The sequence below is a fragment of the Oerskovia sp. NPDC060287 genome, assembly GCF_042726775.1.
Taxonomy (GTDB): domain Bacteria; phylum Actinomycetota; class Actinomycetes; order Actinomycetales; family Cellulomonadaceae; genus Oerskovia; species Oerskovia merdavium.
In genome coordinates, this window is the sequence record NZ_JBHXBO010000058.1 from 1 (window position 1) to 20,834 (window position 20,834).

A 20,834-nucleotide genomic window follows, 5' to 3' on the forward strand; every position below is an offset into this window, starting at 1 on the left:
CGGCTCGCGCCGTGGGCCACACCCCTCGTTCGTCCGACCTCGGCATATCGCCGCGATCAGGAACCAGGTCCGCTCAGAGCAGACCGAGCTTCCGGGCGCAGGCCGGCCACTGTCCCCAGCCCGAACGGGCCTGGAGGGCCTGCGCACGCTGGGTCTGCTCGGCGGCCGACGCGTCGGACGGGAGGCCGGAGCCACCCATCGCACGCCAGGTGCTGGCCGAGAACTGGTAGAGGCCGTAGTAGCCGTTGCCCGTGTTCGTCGCGGGGTTGCCGCCCGACTCGCACTTGGCCAGCGCGGCCCAGACGTCGCCGCCGACCGAGCTCGCCGCGGGAGCGGGCGCCGCTGCCGGCGCGCTCGCCTTGGGTGCAGCAGCAGCGGCCTGGGGAGCCGCCGCGGCCTTGGGTGCAGCCTTGGGCCGCTCCTTGGTGCCCTGCACCACGATCTTGGCGACGGGCTCGGACGTGACGCCGTCCGAGACGACCTCGCGGGACTCCTCGACACCGTCGACCGTGGTCACGTTCTCGACCTTGGTCGAGGCGCCCTCGACGCCCTCCTGCTTGACGACCGGGGCGAGGTCCGCGAAACGGTTCGCGTCCTGCTCGGTGACCGTCTCGAACGGGATGGGCGTGACGGTCGGGGTCTCGGTCACGGCGACGCGCTGGACGACGAGCGAGACCGCGGGCTGGGTCGTCGTCTCGTCGGCCGAGCTCGCCTCTGCCGTGGTCCCGTCGGTCGTGGGCTCGACCGTGCGAGCGACCGACACGCGGTCGAGCTCGCCCAGGACCACGCCCTGCTGGTCGAGGATCGCGTTGACGCCGATGCTGCCGTCGGGCGCCGTCTTGGTCTGGCCGTCGGCCACGACGTGGACGGGTCCGTCGGCGTCGAGGCGCAGGGAGAGCGCGGCGCGGCCGTCGGCTCCCGAGCGCGAGGCCACGAGGCGCACGTCGCTGCCTCGGGCCGCGAGGGTGTCGAGCGCCTCGTCGGCGTCGAGCGCGGTGAGCCACACGTCGCTCTGGGCGCCGTCGGTCTGCACGGTCACCTGGCGCCCGTAGCGCACGACGACGTCGGCACCGTTCTTCAGGGGCGCGTCGGCCCCGGGGGCGATCAGGTCGCGGTCGGTCACGCGCACGTCCTGCTCGTCGAGGAAACCCTCGACCGAGCCCGCGAACGTCGAGACCGTGGTGATGTTGCCGTCGACGTCGAGCTGGACGGTCTTCTTGGCGCTGCCGTAGGCGACTGCTCCGGTCGCGACGAGCGCGATGGCCGTCGCACCGGCGATCAGGGGCCAGCGGCGGCGCTTGGTGGCTGTGGGGGCGGAGGCCTGTGCCTCGACGCCGTCGAGAGAAGGAGAGGTCTGGGGGGTGTTGGCTGCGCTGTCGGCGCTGGCCGCGTGAGCGGTCCGGTCAATGGGGTTGTTCACTCGAGTCCAGTCGTCGAGCCTCCCGGGCACGGGCTTCGGGCGACGCAGCGCGCCACCGACGGACCCTGCGCTCCGAGGAGCATCGGGACGGGCGTCCGAGGACGTCCTACCGCTGGTTCCGAACGACCGATCCGGCTGTCGTCTACCACCGACGGACCAGTTCTCCGGCCGACAGCAGGACGCGCACCCTCCGTCCGTCTCGCCCCCGGTGATGAGCGGGTGGCGGCAGGGCGGGCTGCAGTGCGCGACAGTTGACCGTAACCGATCCGTTATCGAGTGCCAACCCCGTCCGGGCGCGACGCCACCGTCCTGTCCGGTTTTCTCCACCTATGTCGGGGCGTTGAGGGCCCCTGTCGAGAGAACCCTCACAGGGCCTCCGCACGGCCCTCGCTCAGTACCAGCCCTTGGCCTGCGAGTGGCTCCACGCGCCGCACGGTGTGCCGTAGCGGCCCTCGATGTACCCCAGACCCCACGTGATCTGGGTCGCCGGGTTGGTCCGCCAGTCGGCTCCCGCACTGGCCATCTTGGAGCCCGGGAGCGCCTGCGGGATCCCGTACGCACCGCTCGACGTGTTCTCCGCGGTCGCATTCCACCGGCTCTCCTTCATCCAGAGCAGGTCGAGGCACGCGAACTGGTCGTCGCCCCAGCCGCGCTGGGCCGCGAGGGACTTGGCGATCGCCTTGGACGACCCCGGGTCGACCTTGATGGTCGACGGGTCGAGCGAACCGACCACGACGACCTCGGTACGGGGCTCGCGCGTGACCGAACGGTCGACCACAGTCCGCGAGATCTCGGTGCCGCCGACCGTCTGGATGGCGTACGTCGTCACGGCCTCGCCGACCTTGCCCGACGTGCGGACCTTGCGCTGCCCCTGCGGGAGGTAGGGGTCCTTGACCTCCTCTGTCGCGAACGGGAGGGTCTCCGTGACCGTCGCCGCGCCGCTCGCCGCGCGGGTGACGAGGACGAGCATCCCGTCGACCGCGGCGGCACCGAGCGGGACCGACGCCGCGTCACCCACCGACAGCGTGATCCCCGCGTGCTCCAGGACCCCCTCGACCGACGCCTCGGAGGTCGTGGCAGTCACGACCGCCCCGTCCACGGCGACGTGGACGGTCTTGAGGGTCGAGACCCGGATCTGCTCGCGGCCGAGCGACTGCGACCGGGACGCCGAGGTCATGGCCCCCTCGGCGCGCGGCCCCAGGGCAGTGAGCAGCTCCCCGACGGTGCGGGCCGTCGTGACGAACGTCTGCGACTTCCCGTCGAGCTCGAGCGAGATCTCCTGGCTGGTCCGGACGACGATGGTGCTCCCGTCGGTCGCGGGCTCGTCCGCGGCGGGCTCCACGAGGTCGGTGTCCTTGATCGCAACGTCCTGGAAGGCGAGCAGGTCCCCGACGGTCGAGCCGTACGCGCTGACCGTCCTGACCTCGCCGTCCAGGTCGAGAGTCACGGACTTGTGGGCCACCGCGAAGACTCCGGTCGCCCCGACCACGGTCGCCAGGATCGCGGCCTGCGCTGCGAGGCGCCACCTACCCGTCAGGGAGCTCCTGCGCACCCCGTCGCCACCGACCACGTGACCTTCCGTTCCTGTCTCGACCTGCGTACGCGACGCTCCGGGCATCACGGACAAGCAGACCGTAGTGGAAACGTGACCTCCGGGGAAAGCCCGTCCGGCGCGCCGCCCGGGACTCACCGGTCGGGCGAGGACTCACCAGGGGCCGTAGACCTGCTCGGCCGTGTCGCTCAGCCGGGCGCAGACCTCCTCGAGCGAGGTCCCCGTCACCTCGGCCACCTTCCGCACGGTGTGGGGCAGGAGGTACGGCGCGTTGGGCCGTCCGCGGTAAGGGTGCGGCGTGAGATAGGGCGCGTCCGTCTCGACCAGGACCTGTCCCAGCGGCACGGCCGCGAGGGCCGCGCGCAGCTCGTCGTTGGCGCCGAACGTCACCGGCCCGGCGAACGACAGGTACCACCCCTGCGCGGCACACAGCCTCGCCATCTCGGCGTCGCCCGAGAAGCAGTGGAACACGGTCCGCTCGGGGGCGCCGTCGGCGAGGAGGACCTCGATGACCTCGGCGTGCGCGTCACGGTCGTGGATCTGGAGCGGGAGGCCGAGCTCCTTGGCGAGCGCGACGTGCGCGCGGAACGACTCCCGCTGGACGGCCGCGCCCTGCGGGCCGGTGCGGAAGAGGTCCATGCCGGTCTCGCCGATCGCCCGGATGCGGTCGTTGCCGCGTGCGATCGCGGCGATCTCCGCGATGGCGTCGTCGAGCCCGACGGCGTGGCGAGGCTCGGGGGTCGGGGTCAGCCCGTCGGGGCCCACCTCGGTCACGCCCGCGTGCAGGGTCGCCTCGTTGGGGTGGATCGCGATCGCGCCGACGAGCGCCCGGTGCTCGCGCACCAGGGCGTCCGTCAGGCGGGCCGAGGGCAGGTCGCAGCCGACCTGGACCATGCGGTCCACGCCGACCCGGGCCGCGTCCTCGACGTGCTGCGCGACCGTCGGGACGGGGACCGCTCTACCCTCCTCGTCGACGTCGGGCAGGACCCCGGCGATCGACTCGAGGTGGGTGTGGTCGTCGACCACGGGCAGCGGCAGCGCCTCGGGGGCGGGCGGCCACCCGCGCTCACGCTTGCGGGCCACCGTCAGGCGCCCTCGACGACCGGGTCCTCGAGCCGCGGGAACAGCGACGCACCCTTGGTGACCGTGGTCCCTGCGGGCAGCGCGCCGAAGCGAGCGGCACCGTCGACCGGTTGGACCGCGAGCGCGCCCAGCGGCGCCTCGGCGCCGAGGGACTCCCAGAGCGCCTGGGCGGCCTTCGGGGTGATCGGGTGCAGCAGGACGGCGAGCGAGCGCAGGGCCTCGGCGGCCGTGACGAGGATCGTGGCGAGGCGGCCCTCCTGGACCGAGACGGCGTCGGGCCCCGTGCCGTCACGTTCCTCGTCGAGCTTGGCGACCTTCCACGGCTCCTGCTCCGTGAGGTACAGGTTCGTGGCGTCGACGAGCGTCCACACCGCGTTGATCGCCTCGTGGATCGCGAGCGCGTCGATCGCCTTCTCGGCTGCCTGGACCGCCTGCGCGGCGACCTGCTCGAGCGCCTGCTCGGCCGGCCCGGCGGGGCCCGCCTGCGGGAGAACGCCCCCGTAGTACTTGCCGACCATGGCCGCGACGCGCGAGGCCAGGTTGCCGAACCCGTTCGCGAGCTCGGCGTTGTAGCGCGCCGAGAGGTCCTCCCACGAGAACGACCCGTCCTGACCGAACGCGATGGCGCGCATGAAGTAGTAGCGGAACGCGTCGGAACCGAAGTGGTCGATGATCTGGCTCGGCGCGATGCCCGTGAGCTTCGACTTGCTCATCTTCTCGCCGCCGACCAGGAGCCAGCCGTGCGCGAACACGGTCTTGGGCAGGGGCAGGCCCGCGGCCATGAGCATCGCGGGCCAGATCACCGCGTGGAAGCGCAGGATGTCCTTGCCGACCAGGTGCACGCTCGCGGGCCACGTGGCCGCGAACTTGGCCTGCTGCTCGGGGTCGTCGCTGTCCAGCCCGACGGCGGTCGCGTAGTTGAGCAGCGCGTCGAACCACACGTAGAGCACGTGCGTGGTGTCCCACGGGATGGGGATACCCCAGTCGAACGTGTTGCGCGAGATCGAGAGGTCCTGCAGACCACCCTTGACGAACGCGAGCACCTCGTTGCGTGCGCTGGCGGGCTGGACGAACTCGGGGTGCGCCTCGTAGAGCGCGAGCAGGCGGTCCTGGTACGCGCTCATCTTGAAGAAGTAGTTCTGCTCGGAGAGCATCTCCACGGGCTTGCTGTGGATGGGGCAGAGCTTCTGGCCCTCGTACTCGCCCGTGCCGTCGATCAGGTCGCCCGGGAGCTTGTACTCCTCGCACCCCACGCAGTACGGGCCCTCGTACGAGCCCGCGTAGATCTCACCCTTGTTGTACAGGTCCTGGATGAAGGCCTGTACGCGCTCGGTGTGACGGGGCTGGGTGGTGCGGATGAAGTCGTCGTTGAGCGCGTCGAGCGTGTGCAGCACGGGCTTCCACGAGCTCTCGACCAGGCGGTCCGCCCACTCCTGGGGGGTCACGCCGTTGGCCTCTGCCGTGCGCATGACCTTCTGCCCGTGCTCGTCCGTCCCCGTCAGGAACCACACCGGCTCCTGGCGCTGGCGGTGCCAGCGGGTGACGACGTCGGCCGCGACCGTCGTGTACGCGTGCCCGATGTGCGGGGCGTCGTTCACGTAGTAGATCGGGGTGGTGAGGTAGAAGGTCTCCGGGGCTGCGTCAGGCATGGTCCTCATGGTAGTTGTCCGGACCCGGCCGGTGCGCCGCGATGTCAGGTTTCGCCGACGACGACCACACCGCCCAGCGAGGGTGACCGGAACCGTCGACCAGAGTCACCGTCGCGACCGCCGATGACGACGAACTCAGCCCGTCGAGAGCTCGACCCGCAGGAGGTGGTCATCCCCCTGCGCGGGACTCCCCCGCCCGTCCGTCTCGTTCGTCAGGACGAGCAGCGACACCCCGCCCCCACCCGTCGCCCCGTCCCCGGCACCGCTCCCAGGGTCCACGACGACCGCCCGCAGGCGCCCCCACTCGCCCGTGAGCAAAGCCTGCGGTGCGCCGAACGCGGCGGGCGACGCTCCGCCGTCGGGCGCCGGGCTCGCCCCACCCTCCGGGGCCGCCGCGCCGCCCGCGAACGGGACGCGCCACAGGCGCTCGCCCCGCAGCCCCGCGACGTACACGCCGTCCGACCCGACCGCGAGGCCGCTGGGGCTCGCGTCCGACGTGGGCCACGTCGCGACCGGGTCGACGAACGCCGTGCCGTCCGCGGCGGCCGCCTCCCCGAGCGTCCCCTCGCGGTCCGGCCAGCCGTAGTTGCCGCCCGGGACGATCACGTTGAGCTCGTCGAGCGTGTTCTGCCCGAACTCGGACGCGAACATCCGCCCCGAGGCGTCCCAGTCCAGGCCCTGGACGTTGCGGTGGCCCAGGCTCCACACGCGCGAGCCGTCGGGATTGCCCGGCGCGGCCTCGCCGTCGAGCCCGACTCGCAGGATCTTGCCCGCGAGCGAGCCCGGGTCCTGCGCCGCGCCCGACTCGGTCGCGTCCCCCGTCGAGACGTAGAGGAAGCCGTCGGGACCGAACGCGACCTGCCCGCCGTTGTGGTTGCTCGCCTTCGGGATGCCGTCGAGCACGGTCGTGAGCGCTCCCAGGCGCGCCTCGTCCAGGTCGAGGCGCCCCCGCAGCACCTCGTTGCCGTCCTCGCCCGTCCGGTAGACCACGACGGTCCCGTCCTCGGAGAACGTCGGCGCGACCGCGATACCCAGCAAGCCCCCTTCGCCGCCGTGGTCGGTCCCCGACGCGAGCTCGGCGGCCCCTTCGCCCGTCACGGCCGTGACGGAGCCCGCGTCCGGGTCCAGGACGCTGACCGTGCCCTCGTCGCGCGAGGTGCTCAGCAGACGGCCGTCGGGGAGCGCCGCGAGGCCCCACGGCGAGGGCAGGTCGTCGATCAGGGACGTCGCGCTCGCCCGGACCGTCGGGACGCCCGGGGCCGGCTCGACGACCTGGCCGTCGAGCCCGGGGCTCGGGGCGGGGTCGGGCCCGCCCGAGCAGGCCCCCGCGAGCAGCACCGTGAGCGCGACGAGGGCACCGGGCAGGACGTGCGCTGCTCTCATGGCGACCTCTCTGCGTGGCGGCGGTGCCCCGCGACGCGTGCGCACGAACCCGCGCGCTGTCACACTCGAAGGAGCACTCATGTTCCAGGGATCCGAGCGAAGGTGCCGATCATGAACCCGAAAGTGCTCAGCTTCATCGTCGCAGCGATCGCCTACGGCGTCACGCTGGTCGTCGCGAACCTCGTGCTCGAGGGCATGCACATCGGCTGGCTGTGGGGGCTCGTCGCGGTGGCCCTGTTCACGGTCACGATCACGCTCCTGCGACCTGTGGTCTCGAGGTTCCTGGGCAAGCACGTCCACGGCTGGACGTGGGTCCTGGGACTCGTGACGGTCCTGGGGTCCCTCGTCGTGACGACGCTGCTCTCGCCGTCAAGCGGGTTCGACATCGACGGGTTCTGGACCTGGGTGTGGGCGACGCTCATCGTGTGGGTCGGCACGATCGTCTACGACCTGGTCGACGAGAAGGCCGTCGCGACCGCCGCGTCGCACGTCGACCGGTACCAGCAGCGCCCGGGGGCCACGCCCCCGACCCCGGCCGCGCCGGCCTGAGCCGACGCGGCGTGAGCCGGGACGGCCGACCGCGGCGCGCACGCGTCGATCACTCCGCCGTCAGGTGCCACAGGATCCCGCGGTCCGGGTCGAGCGAGGTGGCCTCGATCCCGACCTGGGAGAGGACGACGCCCGGGAGCACGACGCCCTCCTCGACCGCGGTCCACGGCGGCAGCACCCCGGAACCTGACCTCTCGACCGGGCTGACCTGGCGGACCCGGTAGCGGCGCTCCGGGTCGAGCCCCGGCACGGCGACCCGTCCCGGGGGCCAGGTGATCGGTCGGTCGACCACGGCGAGCTGGAAGATCGCCTCGCTGCGGTCGGTCGCGACGACCCCCTCCAGGCGCAGCGCGGGGTCCCCGAGGTCCGCGTGGACCACGTCGCCCGAGTGCAGCAGGGACCGGTGCGCCTGGTGGAACGCCACCCAGGCCCGGACCTCGTCGAGCTCGTCCGGTGAGGCCTCGAGGAGGTTCGTCTCGATCCCCAGGTGCCCCCACAGCGCGACCTGCGCGCGGAAGTCGAGCGGGTGGACCCGGTGCGTGGTGTGCGACTCGCGCGCTCCGATGTGCGTCCCCTGGAGCTCCGGCGGCACGAGCAGGCGGGTCCAGCGCTGGATCTCGAGCCGGTCGTGCGGGTCGTTGCAGTCCGAGGCCCACACCCGGTCGGTGAGCTGGAGCACGCCGAGGTCCACGCGGCCACCGCCGCTGGCGCACGACTCGATCTCGAGGCCCGGGTGCCGCTCCTTGAGCTCGGCCATGAGCGCGTAGGCGGCCAGGGTCTGCTCCCGGACCCCGGCCCTGCCCGTGGGCGTGTGCCCGGCGTCGAGCAGGTACCGGTTGTGGTCCCACTTCACGTACGCGACGCCCAGACGGTCGACGACCTCGGACATCGCGTCGCGGACGTGACGGTACGCCTCGGGGTGGGCCAGGTCGAGGACGTGCTGGTGGCGCGAGGCCATGCCCGGGCCGTGCCCGGCGTCGAAGACCCACTCGGGGTGGTTCCGTGCGAGGTCGGAGTCGAGGTTGACCATCTCTGGCTCGAACCAGATCCCGAAGTCCATGCCCAGCTCGCGCACCCCGTCGGCGAGCGCGTCGATCCCGTCGGGCCAGACGGTCGAGTCCACGGTCCAGTCGCCGAGCGAGGTGGTGTCGTCCCGGCGACCGGTGAACCAGCCGTCGTCGAGGACGAAGCGTTCCACCCCGACCGCCGCGCCGGCCTCGGCGAGACGTTCGAGCGTCGCGAGGTCGTGCTGGAAGTAGACGGCCTCCCAGGTGTTGAGCAGCACGGGCCGCGGCGCGCGGGGGTGCGTCGGGCGCGACCTCATCCAGCGGTGCACCCGGTGCGAGAGGTCGTCGAGGCCCTCGCCCCACGAGCCGTAGAGCCACGGCGTCGTGCTCGACGTCCCCGGCTCGAGGACCAGCTCGCCGGGCCACGGGAGCTCGCCGCCCGAGAGCCGGCGGCTCCCGGCCGGGGTGCGCTCCGCGACGAGCGCGTGGTTGCCGCTCCAGCCCAGGTGGACGCCCCACACCCGCCCCGAGCGGTTGGCGAAGCCCTGCTCGCCCGCGAGCATCATGAACGCGTGCTCGAGCCCTGGCTTGCCGCCCCGGCTCTCGCGCACCCAGGTCCCGACGTCGAAGGGCCGCCGCTGAGGGACCCTCTCGAGGGCCCAGCGTCCGGCGAGGTCGCACAGCTCGGTCGCGGTCGGCGGGACGGGCAGGCCCAGCTCGAGCGCGCGGACCTCGTAGGGCGCGCCGCCCCGGTTCCCCACCTCGGCCCGGACCCGGACGAGCCCCGACGCGAGAACCTCGAGCTCGACGCCCAGCGTCAGGGCGTAGGCGTCGTCGGACGAGGCGACCCGCAGGCGCTGGACGTCGCTCGCACGCTCGACCACGACGTCGTCGACCACGAACCGAGGAGCCCAGTGGGCGCCGGAACGGTCGCCCACGACGCCGGGCCGCCCGAGCCACCCCTCGGCGAGCTGCGCCACGACCGGCACCGGCTGGGGGTACGTCACGGCCGAGTCCCCGATCGCGGGCGACGCGGTGGTCTCCATGGTCGCGAGGTCGGCATCGGTCAGGTCGCCGAGGTCGGGCCCCCAGTGGAGGACGCGGGGCAGCCGCGCGCCGCTCGTCGTCACGACGAGGCTCGTCCCGCCCCCTCGGAGGTGGACGACTGGTGTCTCGACGGTCATCTGCACTTTCCCTTCACGCCGCTGGTCGAAGCCATCCTGCCCGACGCGGGCCGGGGCGCGGGAAGCGTCCACCGGAGGGCTCGGTCGTGCCCACGGCGCGCGTCGACCGCGCCCGGACGTCGGTCCACCTGCCCTGCCCGACGGCGGGGCGCACCCGGGCGTTCAGGTGCGCCCCGTCGTCGGGCGGCTCGCGCTACTGCAACCGCGTCAGGCCCTTCTTGAGGTTCCGGATCGCCTGCCCCGTCCGCTGCTCGTTCTCGATGAGCGCGAACCGCACGAACCCGTCGCCGCCCGGCCCGAACCCCACGCCCGGCGAGACCGCGACGTCGCAGCTCTCGATCACGTGCGTCGCGAACTCGATCGAGCCCATCTCGCGGTACGGCTCGGGGATGCGCGCCCACGCGAACATGGTGCCCTTGGGCCGGTGGATGTCCCAGCCGATGCGGTCCAGCCCGTCGCACAGCGTGTTGCGCCGCGACTCGTAGACCGCCGAGACCTCCGTGGGGAAGTCGAGGGCCTCGTTGAGCGTCACGGTCGCCGCGATCTGGATGGGCTGGAACGTGCCGTAGTCGAGGTACGACTTGAGCTTGGCGAGCGCCCCCACGACGTCCGGCCGGCCCACGAGGAACGCGACGCGCCACCCGGCCATCGAGTACGACTTGGTCATCGAGTAGAGCTCGACCGCGACCTCCTTGGCCCCGTCGCACTCCATGATCGAGGGCGGGCGCCAGCCGTCGAACGTCATGTCGGCGTACGCGAGGTCGTGCACCAGGACCACGTCGCGCTCGCGCGCCCAGTCGACCAGGCGCTGGAGGTCCTCCTTGGTCGCGATGGTCGTGGTCGGGTTGTGCGGGAACGACAGCACGACGACGCGCGGCTTGGGCCACCCGTACTCCCACGCCTCCATGACGCGGTCGATGTACCCCGAGGCGTCCGTGCCGTCGCCGATCGCGACCTGCCGGGCGTCGGCCCCCGCGAAGTAGGGCCCCCAGATGTGGATGGGGTAGCTCGGCGTGGGGACGATCGCCGCGTCGCCCGGCTGCAGCAGCACCCACATGAGGTGGCTGAAGCCCTCCTTGGCGCCGATGGTCGAGATGATCTCGGTCTCCGGGTCGAGCGTCACGCCGAACCGGCGCTGGTACATGTCCGCGGCCGCCTGCCGGAGCTTGGGGATGCCGCGAGACGCCGAGTACCGGTGGTTGCGCGTGTTGTGGACCGCCTCCGCGAGCTTGTCGACCGCGATCTGCGGGCTCGGCAGGTCGGGGTTGCCGAAGCCCAGGTCGATCACGTCGCGCCCGGCGCGGCGCGCCTCGAGCTTGAGCGAGTCGATGATCGTGAAGACGTACGGGGGCAGGCCGGGGATCCGGCGGAACTCCATCTCGCGTGGCATGGAGGCAGGGTACGCCTGCGGTGCGCGGGCCGTCGTCCGGTCCGGGGGCAGGTCCGAGGGCCAGGTCCGTCGCCCCGTCCGGGCGCTCGGGCGGGCCCCGGGCAGCGCCGTCAGACGGACGTGCCCTCGATCGCCTGCGCGAGCGCCTGCGCGTCGCTCCAGTCCCCGGCCCACCGCTCGCCGTCGATCACGATCGTCGGCGTGCCGAAACCTTGCGGGCCCGCGAGCGCCGGGTCGCTCGTCGCGGCCTGCGTGGCCGCGGCGACCCAGGGAGCGAACTCGGCCGCCCCGCCGTCGGCCAGCTCGGCGACGACGTCCGCCGGGACGCCCGCCGCGCGGGCGACGTCAGCGATCTGGGCGTCGCTCAGGCCTGCCGTCCCCTCCTGGGGCTGGTGCGCGAGCAGCCCCGCGTGGAAGGCCTGGAACGTGTCGGGGGCGCGGTCGGCCACGAGCGCGGCCGACGACGCGGCGCGCGTCGAGTACGCCGTGCCCTGCGAGTACCGGTCGAGGATCGCGATGGGGTGGAAGACGACCCGCACGCTCCCGGCCTCGCGCAGCTTCGTGAGGCTCTCGCCGTTGACGGCCTCGAACCGACCGCAGACCGGGCACATGTAGTCGACGTAGACCTCGACCGTCACCGGCGCGGACTCGTCGCCCGCGCCCGCGAGCAGGCCGTGCTCGGGAGTCGCCGTCCCGGGCGCGACGGCGTCCTGCCCCGATCCCTCGGGCGCGCCCGCCACCCCCTGGCCGACGGGCTCGGCGGACGGCGCCCCGCTGCCGACCGCGAGGAAGGCGGCGACCCCCACGAGAAGCAGCAGGACGAGTCCTGCGAGCACCGAGACCAGGGTCACGCGGGCGCGCCGCTGCGCGGTGGGCCGCCCCTGGACCGCCGCGACCTGCGGCCCGACGGCGTAGCCCGCCCCGGGCGCGTACGTCGCGTCGGGAGTGGGGTACGGCTGGGGCTGGTGCGCTGCGTGGCCGCCCGGGGCGTAGGGCTGCTGGGTGTGCGGCTGCTGGGCGGCGTACGCGGGGGCGAGGTGTGCCGCCGAGGAAGGTCCCGGCGCGTACGGGTGCGGCGTGTACGGCGGGGTCGGGGCACCGTAGCCCGCCGGGGCGGCCCGGCGGGCCGCGAGCGCCGCGTCGACCGCGGGGTCGTCGCCGGCGGCGAGCCACGAGAGCAGCCCCGGATAGGCGCCGCGGTGCGCGGCGACCTGGGGGCGCAGGTCGGGGAACTCGCCGGCGACCTGGGCGAGCACGGTCGGCGGGGCGGTCGGGTCCTGCACGGCGCGGAGGGCCTCGTCACGGAGCATGGGTCGTCGGTCCTCGGGTCTCGCGGCGGGCGCTGGCGGCGCGAGACCCACCGCCGGACGGACGCCCGGCACGTCGAGGACTCGCGCACGCCAGGGTACGCGGCCCCCGAGCGGCCGACGCCGCCGCGCCCGATCCCGGGGCGGGATCAGGCCCCCGGCGACCACCCGAGGTTGCGCGCCATCTGCTCGAGCGTCGCGATCGTCCGGTCGTACTGCTCGCGCGTGATCCCCTCCGCGAGGCGCTCGCGCGAGAGCGAGACCGCGTCGAGGAGGTCGTGGTACGCGTGCTGCCCCGCGACGGTCACCTCCCACCCGGCTCCGCCCTGGGCCACCCACCCCCGGGCCTGGAGGTCGGAGATCTCCGCGCTGACCGCGGGTGCGTGGCCCCCGGGCCGCGCACCCCCGGCCGTGAACGGTGACAGGACGCTGTCGACCGTCGTGACGTCCGAGACACCGTCCCTGACCATGTTGAGGACCTGCCAGTGGCGTCGCGTCAGGCCCGTGCGCAGGAAGACCTCGTCGACGTCCTGGTCGATCAACCGGTCGACCAGCTTGAGCCAGTAGCCGATGGGCCGCTCGCCCGGGTCTCGCTCGGTCGTCGTGCCCGCCGCGCTCGCGCCCTTCACCGACCTCTCGTCGCCTGCCGGGTCGTCGATCCTCTCGGACGCGCTCATGGTCGGCTCCTTCGCTCGGCCTCCCGGCGTGCGGTACGCCCGCCGGCGGATGCTTCGTCTGGTGACCCAGCGTACGAACGACCGGGCCCGGGCGCTCCACGAACGACGTCCCCGGTGGCAGAGTGGGGTCATGACCAGCACCGACACGACCGCCCGCGGTCGCGCCCTGATCGTCGTCGACGTCCAGCCCACGTTCTGCGAGGGCGGTGAGCTCGCGGTCGAGGGCGGGAACGCCGTCGCGGAGGCCATCGCGGCCTTCGCGGCCGAGCGGCGCACGGACTACGACCTCGTGGTGACCACGCAGGACTGGCACGTCGACCCGGGGCACCACTTCGCGACGGCCCCCGAGGGCCCCGACTTCGTCGACACGTGGCCCCCGCACGGCCTGGCCGGCACGCCCAACGCCGAGCTGCACCCGGCGCTCGCGGACCTCGCACCGGACGCGAGCGTCAAGAAGGGCGAGTACCAGGCCGCGTACTCGGGCTTCGAGGGGGTCGACGGCGAGGGCCGCACCCTCGCGCAGCTCCTCCAGGACGCCGGGGTCTCCTCGGCCGACGTGGTCGGCATCGCGGAGTCGCACTGCGTCCGGGCGACCGCGCTCGACGCGCTCGGGCTGGGGCTCGCGACGCGCGTCCTGACCGACCTGACCGTGCCGGTCTCGGAGGACCAGGGCAAGGCGGCGCGCGTGGAGCTCGCGGCGGCCGGCGTCGAGCTGGTGCGGTCGACCGAGGTCTGACGGCACCTCGGGACGAGCACGTCCGCGCGCGCCGACCCGGCCGCGCGCGGGGTCAGCCCTTGCGCGCCGCCAGTGCCGCGGCGTACAGCTCGCGCTTGGGCACTCCCGTGGCGGTCGCGACCTCGGCGACGGCCTCCTTGAGGCGCTCTCCGGCGTCGACCCGGACGAGGACCTCGCTCACGAGCTCCTCGACGGAGACGGCCTCGCGCGCGGGTGCCCCGGCCACGACGATGCAGATCTCGCCACGCAGCTGCCGCTCGGCGGCCTCGGCCGCGAGCTCGCCGAGCGTCCCGCGCAGCACCTCCTCGTACGTCTTGGTGAGCTCGCGGCACACGGCCGCGGGGCGGTCGGCGCCGAACCCCTGGGCCATCGCGGCGAGCGTGTCGTCGATGCGGTGCGGGGCCTCGAAGAAGACCATGGTGCGGGGCTCGCGCGCGAGCGCCTCGAACGTGCGTGCGCGCTCGCCGGGCTTGCGGGGCGGGAAGCCCTCGAAGCAGAAGCGGTCGGTCGGCAGCCCGGACAGGGCGAGCGCGGTGAGGACCGCGCTGGGCCCGGGGGCCGAGGTGATGGGCAGGTCGCGCTCGACGGCCCGGGTCACGACGCGGTAACCGGGGTCGGAGACGGACGGCATGCCGGCGTCGGTCACGATCACGACGGTCCCACCGCCCTCGACGACGTCGAGCAGCTCGTCGGCACGCTCGACCTCGTTGTGCTCGTGGTAGCTCACGACGCGCCCGCCGATCGAGACGCCCATGCGTGCGGCGAGGGCGTGCAGGCGGCGCGTGTCCTCGGCCGCGACGACCGCGGACTCCGCCAGGAGGCGTCGCAGCCGCGGGCTCGCGTCCTCGACGTTGCCGATGGGGGTCGCGGCCAGGACGAGGTGTCCGTCGTCGCGCGCGCGGCGACCTGCGGGCGCGTCGTCGTGCGCGTCGAGGGTGTCCTCACCCTCCGGCCCGACGGCGTCGCTCACCTCGCGCGCCACGTCCTCGCCTTCGCCGGGGGCCTCGGTCGGGTCGGGATCGAGGTGCCGGTCGGAGGTGGGGTGCGCGTGGCTCATACCCCCTAGCGTTCCACGTCCTACGATGGCCGACGTGCCCCAGCCCTCCACCGACCCCACGCCCGTAGCCCCCGGTCCCGGTCCGGGCGACGACTTCCCGTTCCCGGTGGCCGAGGTCGAGACCGGGGAGGACGCCCGGCTGTCGGTGCGTGACCGTCTCCTGCTCAAGCTCCTGGGAGCACGTCGCCTCGCCCTGGGGTCCACGTCCAAGGACCGCTTGTGGGGATGGCTCGGACCTGCGCTGGTCGCGCTGCTGGCGGGCGGTCTGCGCCTGTGGGACCTGGGCCGTCCCGGCAACCTCGTGTTCGACGAGACGTACTACGTCAAGCAGGCGTACACGCTCCTGCGGGTCGGCTTCGAGGCCAAGTGGCCCGAGGACCCCAACCCCGCCTTCGAGGCCGGGAACGTCGACACGTTCCTCAACCTGCCCGACTACGTGGTCCACCCGCCGCTCGGCAAGTGGATGATCGCGGGCGGCATGCAGCTCTTCGGCGGGGCCGAGAACCCCTGGTCGTGGCGCATCTCGACAGCGCTCGTCGGGATCCTCGCGGTGTTCCTGCTCGCCCGGATCGCGCGCCGCCTGTTCGCCTCGACCGCGATGGGCGTCCTGGCGGGCGGGCTGCTCGCGATCGACGGCATGGCGATCGTGCACTCGCGCACGGGGCTGCTCGACAACTTCCTCATGTTCTGGGTGCTCGTCGCGTTCGGGTTCCTCCTGCTGGACCGCGAGCAGGCCCGACGCCGGCTCGCGGACCGGGTCGCCGCCCTCGTGGACTCGGGCCGGGAGATCGGCCGCAACGGCCCGCGGCTCGGCTGGCGCTGGTGGCGCTTCGCGGCGGCCGTCTCGCTGGGGCTCGCGTGCGGGGTCAAGTGGTCGGGCCTGTACTTCCTCGCGGTCTTCGCCCTGCTGTCGGTGCTGTGGGACGCCACGGCGCGCCGCGCCGTCGGGATCAAGCGGTGGTGGGAGGACGCGCTGCTCGCCGACGCGATCCCGGCCGCGCTCGTCATGCTGCCCACCGCGGCGCTCACCTATCTCGCGACCTGGTTCTCGTGGTTCCGCTCACCGAGCTCGTACATGCGCGACTGGGCCGCGGAGCACCCGGGCGAGGGCGTGCAGTGGCTCCCCGAGGCCCTGCGCTCGCTGTGGGCGTACCACCAGAAGATGTGGGACTTCCACACGGGGCTCAGCGCCGAGCACTCGTACGCGTCGAAGCCCATCGGCTGGATCGTGCAGTGGCGGCCCACGTCCTTCTACTACCGCGACGGGTCCGACGGCGTGACGGGATGCGGCTACGACGAGTGCGCGCGGGTCATCACGTCGCTGGGCAACCCGGTCCTGTGGTGGTCGGCCGCGCTCGCGATCGTGGCCACGGTCGTGCTCCTGGTGTGGCGCAAGGACTGGCGCGCGACGGCCGTGCTGAGCGGGCTGGTCGCGGGCTGGCTCCCCTGGTTCGCGTACCCGGACCGCACGATCTTCACGTTCTACGCGATCGTGTTCACCCCGTGGGTCGTCCTCGCGCTCGTCTACGTCGTGACGGTCCTGCTCGAGGCCACCGAACGGGACCGCACGGCCCGTGGCTGGGTGATCTGGGCCGTGACCGCGCTGTTCACCGTGATCGTCGTGATGAGCATCTTCTTCTACCCGATCTGGACGGCCATGAACGTCCCCGAGTGGTTCTGGCGACTGCACATGTGGCTGCCCAGCTGGATCTGACCCGGCACCGGTCGGGGGCGGTCTCCCCGTGCCGAGCATGCGGTCGCGGTCGGTCGCATGCTCGGCACCGGAGGGCGAGCGGACTACGCCCAGTCGACCTGCGGGGTCTCGTGGAACGGCAGGCCTTCGCGACGCCACGTCGCGGACTCGGCCACGACGCGGGCGCGGTAGCCCTCCCAGTCCTTGCGCTCGGGTGCGGTCCAGGCGACCTCGGCGACCGCGGACAGGCGCGGCAGGAGCATGAGGAAGAGCTCCTCCTGGGTCGAGAGGGTCTCGGTCCACACCGCAGCCTCGACGCCCTCGATCTGGTCGGCGGGCAGACCCTCGATGACCTCGGCCGGGTCCCAGTCGTACGCGGTGCGCAGCTCGATGAGGCCTGCCCAGTCCTGACCCAGGGGGTACTCGGCGGTGTACTTCATGTCCAGGTAGGCCCGGTTGCCCGGGGACATGATGAAGCGCGAGCCGCGGGCTGCCGCCGCGAGGAAGGGCGCGCTGTCGACGCGGTTGTCCCAGTACTGCAGGAGCGTGTCCGGACGCGTCCCGGCCTGGGCCGCCTCCTGCCAGGTGATGGCCTTCTTGCCCGTCTCTGCCACGATCTGCTCGAGCAGCACGATGAACTGCCCGTACTCCTCGGCGCCCAGCGTGAGAGCCTCGTCACCGCCCACGTGGAGGTACTCGCCGTCGGTGATCGCGGCGACGTCCGCGAGGACCTCGCGCAGGAACGGCTCGGTCGCAGGGAGGTCGTACGTGAGCTGCGAGAACCCGACCTCGATGCCCTCGTACGGCGCGGTGCGCTGACCGTCGGCTCGCAGCTCGCCGTAGACCGAGGTCGCGGCGTTGGTGTGCCCGGGGAGGTCGATCTCGGGGACGATCGTGACGAAGCGGTCCGCGGCGTAGTCCTGCAGGTGACGGAAGTCGGCGAGGCTCAGGTGCCCGCCGGCCCTGCCGCTCGTCGAGGTCTCGGACGCGAGCTTCGCGAGCTCGGGCCGCGACGGCGTCTCGATCCGCCAGCCCTGGTCGTCGGTCAGGTGCAGGTGCAGGACGTTGAGCTTGTAGGCCGCGAGGACGTCGATCACGAGCTCGATCTGCTGCACGGGGAAGAAGTTGCGGGCCACGTCGAACGAGAGGCCGCGCCATGCGTAGCGCGGGGCGTCGTGCACGACGACGGCGCTCACCTCGGGGCCGTGCTCGCCCTCGGTCACGAGCTGGCGGAGCGTCTGGACCGCGTCGAACAGGCCGACCGGTGCTGCGGCCGTCAGGACGGCCCCCGAGCCGCTCACCTCGAGCGTGTAGCGCTCGGGGCTGTCCGAGCCCGCGGGGCCCGCGACGTCGGCGAGCCGCAGCGCGATGGAGGGGGCGCCGTCGGGCACGGAGCCCACGACGGTGACCTGCGTGCCCGCGGCACGCGTCAGGAGGTCCGCGGCGTGGGCCGCGATCCGCTGCTCGGCCTCGGTGGGCCCGGCCACGAGGACGGCACCCTCGAGCGGGAGCGCGCCACCGTCCACCGGGGACTCGACGTGCAGGGGCTGGGGGATGATGGCGACCATCGGGGGAACCTCGTCGTCGTGGTATCTCGACCCGACCGTGTCGAATCGATTCGTCTGTACTGGTCGACATACCGTAACCGCCCCGGCAGGCGCGAACAAGCGGCCCCCGCGCGGGCGCCGGAGCCCTACTCGACGACGACGACGAGCGGCGAGGGAGCCGCGTCGCCTGCGGCGACGGGGCCGGCGGTCGCTTCGCCCACCGCGTCCGTCCAGCCCCACCACGACGCTGCCGGGACGGCCTTGGTGAGCTCGTTCCAGGCCTTCTCGCGCGCCGCGAACGCACCCGCGACGTCCGAGTGCAGCACCACGGCCACGGCGTCCTCGGTCGTCGACAGGGACTGCGCCTCGGTCAGCGCACCCGGCCGCGAGACGTGCACCACGAGCATCTTCTGCGGCAGGGCCTTGCCCTCCACGACGCCGGCGAGGTAGTCCACGACCGCGTCGATCTCCTGCGCGGGGACGACCCCGTCCTTCTTGACCGCACCGCTCGCCCGGCGCGCGTCGAGGTCGAGCGAGACCCCGACCCCCGGCAGCGACAGCAGCTCGGCGTACTGGCGGACCTGCTCGACGAACGTCGCCTTCCCCGGCTGGAACTCGAGAAGGACGTGCTGCCCCGCGGCGAGGGCGGCGTCGACCGCTGGGCGCACGGCCTCGACCGTGAGCTCGGTCGAGTAGTTCCCGTCCTTGCCCGCAGCGCCCGAGGACTCCGTGACGACCAGCTCGAGGGTCGGGACCGTCACGGTCGGGTCGGTCTCGCCCGACTCCCCCGCGACCGCGACGTACGGCTCGGCCCGAGCGGCGGTCCGCTCGACCGCGTCGGCGATCTTGGCGGCCGTCGCCGGGACCGTGGTCCCCGGCAGGACGACGTAGCGCTTGCCCGCCGTGACGAGCTGTCCGCCGCCCGTGAGCTCGACCCCCGTCTCAGCCGCCCGCACCCGCGCCGTCAGCTGTTCGACCGTCCCGAACGACTCGCCGATCCCGACGACAGCGAGCGCCTTGGCCTGGGCCATGGCCTGGACCGAGACGCTCGAGGCCCGGGGGTCGCCGCCGGGCACGGCGAGCGGGACCACTCCTGCGGCCTGCGCCGTGGCGAGCGCGGCCACGTGGCCGTCCTCCTCGTCGACCAGGGCAAGCACCTCGGTCAGGAGCTGCGGCGACTCGGTCTCGGGGAGCTGCTCCTGGACCTCCGCGAGGTCCCTCTCGTCGATCTCCGTCCCGCCGTCCGGGGCCTCCACGAGCGACTCCGCCCCGAGGACCACGGTCTGCAGGTCGGGGTCGATCGCCTCGACGCTCGCGCGGGCGTCGTCCTCGAGGTCCTCGGCCGAGGCGACGGACGAGACTGCGGCGACCCCGGCCGCGCCCGAGGCGGCCCCCTTGCCCGACGCCACGGCCCGCGGTGCCGGGTCCGGCGTCACGACGACGGCCGTGACCGCGCCGAGCCGGGCGATCTCCTTGGCGAGACCGCTGTCGGCGATCGCCCCGCCCGTCAGCAGGACCGGGGCGTGGAGCGGTAGCGCGGCGGCCGCGGCCGCCTTCTGCGCGACCTCGTCCTCCGCGTCGGCCAGGATCACGACCGGCGCGGACGCGAAGAACGCCTGGCTCGCGGTGAGCGTGAGCTCGGCGGGGTCGGTCGAGCCGAGGACGACGACGGGCTCGACCTCGTCGGCCGCGACGACACGCAGTCCGCCGTCGGGAACCTCGGCCGTGCTCGCTGGACCAGCCTCCTCCCCACAACCGGCCAGCAGCGGGGTCGCCACCAGGACAGAGGCGGCAAGAGCGACGATTCGGACCTTCCGTGAATTCACGTCTCTATCATCGCCTACCTGGTCTGTCGCGCCGAGTCGTGGGCGAGTCGTGGACGTCGGGGGTGGTCCGCGCACCCCCAGGGAGGCCCGACGACGCCACACCCGACACGGGGTGTCCTCACCATTGTCGCGGGTCATCCCGCAGGACATACTGGCGGCGATCATCGACCGCACCACGAGGAGTGACATGTCCTACCCCGAGCAGCCCGAGCAGAACCCGTCAGGAACGCCGAACCCGTCCGGTCAGCCGAACCCGTACACCGGCCCCCAGGACCCCGCTGCCGGTCAGGCACCCCAGGCTCCCCAGTACGGCGCGCCCCAGGCTCCGCAGGCCCCGCAGTACGGCGCGCCCCAGGCTCCGCAGGCCCCGCAGTACGGCGCGCCCGCGCCAGGCTCGCCCTACGGTGCGGCTGCACCGCAGGCGCCGTACACGCCCGGTGGCGTCCCCGGCGCCCCGGCCGAGGACCCGGGCAAGACGCTCGGCATCGTCGGGCTCGTCCTGTCGATCATCGGCTGCACGTCGCTCATCGGCCTGATCCTGAGCATCGTCGCGCTCAACAAGTCCAAGAAGGCGGGCTACAAGAACGGGATCGCGCTCGCCGGCATCATCGTCGGTGCGGTGCTGCTCGTCGGTGCCATCATCTTCGGCATCATCGCCGGCATCGGCGCGATGGAGCTCATCGAGAAGTGCTCCGAGCTCGGCCCCGGGGTCTGGGAAGAGAACGGCATCACGTACACCTGCTCCTGACCTCGTCGCACCACGCCCGTGGGCCC

General features: G+C 73.2%; 16 protein-coding genes. 4 read left to right on the top strand and 12 right to left on the bottom strand.

From position 1 onward, the window contains the following. Window positions 1-73: 73 nt before the first annotated feature. The 5 genes from ACFWFR_RS07425 to ACFWFR_RS07445 all read right to left on the bottom strand — a co-directional run bounded on the left by ACFWFR_RS07425 (window position 74) and on the right by ACFWFR_RS07445 (window position 7,087). Window positions 74-1,420: a transglycosylase family protein gene (locus ACFWFR_RS07425; protein ID WP_318244316.1), complete on the bottom strand. Its 1,347-nt coding sequence runs from the start codon at window positions 1,418-1,420 to the stop codon at window positions 74-76. A 391-nt stretch (window positions 1,421-1,811) separates the two neighbouring features. Beyond that, the gene (locus ACFWFR_RS07430; protein ID WP_377622127.1) at window positions 1,812-2,972 is read right to left on the bottom strand and encodes a ubiquitin-like domain-containing protein; all 1,161 of its coding nucleotides are present in this window, start codon (window positions 2,970-2,972) and stop codon (window positions 1,812-1,814) included. 153 nt (window positions 2,973-3,125) lie between these two features. After that, window positions 3,126-4,055 (bottom strand): TatD family hydrolase, encoded by a 930-nt coding sequence (locus tag ACFWFR_RS07435; protein WP_377622128.1) that lies wholly within the window; start codon window positions 4,053-4,055, stop codon window positions 3,126-3,128. A gap of 2 nt (window positions 4,056-4,057) precedes the next feature. Beyond that, window positions 4,058-5,704 (bottom strand): methionine--tRNA ligase, encoded by a 1,647-nt coding sequence (gene metG / locus ACFWFR_RS07440; protein ID WP_377622130.1) that lies wholly within the window; start codon window positions 5,702-5,704, stop codon window positions 4,058-4,060. 135 nt (window positions 5,705-5,839) lie between these two features. Further along, window positions 5,840-7,087, bottom strand: a complete 1,248-nt coding sequence (locus tag ACFWFR_RS07445) for a PQQ-dependent sugar dehydrogenase (RefSeq protein ID WP_377622132.1) — start codon at window positions 7,085-7,087, stop codon at window positions 5,840-5,842. A gap of 111 nt (window positions 7,088-7,198) precedes the next feature. Here ACFWFR_RS07445 and ACFWFR_RS07450 point away from each other — a divergent pair, with 111 nt between their 5' ends. Further along, on the top strand, window positions 7,199-7,636 hold the full coding sequence (locus ACFWFR_RS07450; RefSeq protein ID WP_191800460.1) for a phage holin family protein: 438 nt from the start codon (window positions 7,199-7,201) through the stop codon (window positions 7,634-7,636). A gap of 49 nt (window positions 7,637-7,685) precedes the next feature. Here ACFWFR_RS07450 and ACFWFR_RS07455 read toward each other — a convergent pair whose 3' ends face one another. The 4 genes from ACFWFR_RS07455 to ACFWFR_RS07470 form a co-directional block, all read right to left on the bottom strand. Next, on the bottom strand, window positions 7,686-9,827 hold the full coding sequence (locus ACFWFR_RS07455) for an alpha-galactosidase (RefSeq protein WP_377622134.1): 2,142 nt from the start codon (window positions 9,825-9,827) through the stop codon (window positions 7,686-7,688). A 193-nt stretch (window positions 9,828-10,020) separates the two neighbouring features. After that, the gene (locus ACFWFR_RS07460; protein WP_225219757.1) at window positions 10,021-11,217 is read right to left on the bottom strand and encodes an aminotransferase class I/II-fold pyridoxal phosphate-dependent enzyme; all 1,197 of its coding nucleotides are present in this window, start codon (window positions 11,215-11,217) and stop codon (window positions 10,021-10,023) included. A 110-nt stretch (window positions 11,218-11,327) separates the two neighbouring features. Then, window positions 11,328-12,527: a DsbA family protein gene (locus ACFWFR_RS07465; RefSeq protein ID WP_377622136.1), complete on the bottom strand. Its 1,200-nt coding sequence runs from the start codon at window positions 12,525-12,527 to the stop codon at window positions 11,328-11,330. A gap of 146 nt (window positions 12,528-12,673) precedes the next feature. Then, window positions 12,674-13,201 carry a MarR family transcriptional regulator gene (locus ACFWFR_RS07470; protein WP_191800465.1) on the bottom strand — a complete coding sequence of 176 codons (528 nt, stop codon included), beginning with the start codon at window positions 13,199-13,201 and terminating at the stop codon, window positions 12,674-12,676. 130 nt (window positions 13,202-13,331) lie between these two features. Here ACFWFR_RS07470 and ACFWFR_RS07475 point away from each other — a divergent pair, with 130 nt between their 5' ends. After that, window positions 13,332-13,937, top strand: a complete 606-nt coding sequence (locus tag ACFWFR_RS07475) for an isochorismatase family protein (protein ID WP_377622138.1) — start codon at window positions 13,332-13,334, stop codon at window positions 13,935-13,937. A gap of 52 nt (window positions 13,938-13,989) precedes the next feature. Here the strand turns inward: ACFWFR_RS07475 and rsmI are convergent, their stop codons facing one another. Then, window positions 13,990-14,994 (bottom strand): 16S rRNA (cytidine(1402)-2'-O)-methyltransferase, encoded by a 1,005-nt coding sequence (gene rsmI, locus ACFWFR_RS07480; protein WP_377622140.1) that lies wholly within the window; start codon window positions 14,992-14,994, stop codon window positions 13,990-13,992. Window positions 14,995-15,019: 25 nt separating this feature from the next. On the opposite strand from rsmI, the gene ACFWFR_RS07485 reads away from it, so the two are divergent. Then, on the top strand, window positions 15,020-16,708 hold the full coding sequence (locus ACFWFR_RS07485; RefSeq protein ID WP_377622142.1) for a dolichyl-phosphate-mannose--protein mannosyltransferase: 1,689 nt from the start codon (window positions 15,020-15,022) through the stop codon (window positions 16,706-16,708). A gap of 83 nt (window positions 16,709-16,791) precedes the next feature. Here the strand turns inward: ACFWFR_RS07485 and ACFWFR_RS07490 are convergent, their stop codons facing one another. Together ACFWFR_RS07490 and ACFWFR_RS07495 are read right to left on the bottom strand one after the other, a co-directional pair. Beyond that, the gene (locus tag ACFWFR_RS07490; RefSeq protein ID WP_377622144.1) at window positions 16,792-18,255 is read right to left on the bottom strand and encodes a family 20 glycosylhydrolase; all 1,464 of its coding nucleotides are present in this window, start codon (window positions 18,253-18,255) and stop codon (window positions 16,792-16,794) included. Between the two features lie 125 nt (window positions 18,256-18,380). Then, window positions 18,381-20,060, bottom strand: coding sequence for a hypothetical protein (locus ACFWFR_RS07495; RefSeq protein ID WP_377622146.1), 1,680 nt, complete (start codon window positions 20,058-20,060; stop codon window positions 18,381-18,383). Between the two features lie 187 nt (window positions 20,061-20,247). Here ACFWFR_RS07495 and ACFWFR_RS07500 point away from each other — a divergent pair, with 187 nt between their 5' ends. Beyond that, window positions 20,248-20,808 carry a DUF4190 domain-containing protein gene (locus tag ACFWFR_RS07500; protein WP_377622147.1) on the top strand — a complete coding sequence of 187 codons (561 nt, stop codon included), beginning with the start codon at window positions 20,248-20,250 and terminating at the stop codon, window positions 20,806-20,808. Window positions 20,809-20,834 lie beyond the last annotated feature (26 nt).

Bases quoted from the DNA above. Each gene is read 5' to 3' on its own strand.
- metG (WP_377622130.1), bottom strand. From the start codon at position 5,704: ATGCCTGACGCAGCCCCGGAGACCTTCTACCTCACCACCCCGATCTAC.
- ACFWFR_RS07500 (WP_377622147.1), top strand. From the start codon at position 20,248: ATGTCCTACCCCGAGCAGCCCGAGCAGAACCCGTCAGGAACGCCGAAC.
- ACFWFR_RS07470 (WP_191800465.1), bottom strand. From the start codon at position 13,201: ATGAGCGCGTCCGAGAGGATCGACGACCCGGCAGGCGACGAGAGGTCG.
- ACFWFR_RS07450 (WP_191800460.1), top strand. From the start codon at position 7,199: ATGAACCCGAAAGTGCTCAGCTTCATCGTCGCAGCGATCGCCTACGGC.
- ACFWFR_RS07445 (WP_377622132.1), bottom strand. From the start codon at position 7,087: ATGAGAGCAGCGCACGTCCTGCCCGGTGCCCTCGTCGCGCTCACGGTG.
- ACFWFR_RS07460 (WP_225219757.1), bottom strand. From the start codon at position 11,217: ATGCCACGCGAGATGGAGTTCCGCCGGATCCCCGGCCTGCCCCCGTAC.
- ACFWFR_RS07455 (WP_377622134.1), bottom strand. From the start codon at position 9,827: ATGACCGTCGAGACACCAGTCGTCCACCTCCGAGGGGGCGGGACGAGC.
- ACFWFR_RS07490 (WP_377622144.1), bottom strand. From the start codon at position 18,255: ATGGTCGCCATCATCCCCCAGCCCCTGCACGTCGAGTCCCCGGTGGAC.
- ACFWFR_RS07475 (WP_377622138.1), top strand. From the start codon at position 13,332: ATGACCAGCACCGACACGACCGCCCGCGGTCGCGCCCTGATCGTCGTC.
- ACFWFR_RS07465 (WP_377622136.1), bottom strand. From the start codon at position 12,527: ATGCTCCGTGACGAGGCCCTCCGCGCCGTGCAGGACCCGACCGCCCCG.
- ACFWFR_RS07485 (WP_377622142.1), top strand. From the start codon at position 15,020: ATGGCCGACGTGCCCCAGCCCTCCACCGACCCCACGCCCGTAGCCCCC.
- rsmI (WP_377622140.1), bottom strand. From the start codon at position 14,994: ATGAGCCACGCGCACCCCACCTCCGACCGGCACCTCGATCCCGACCCG.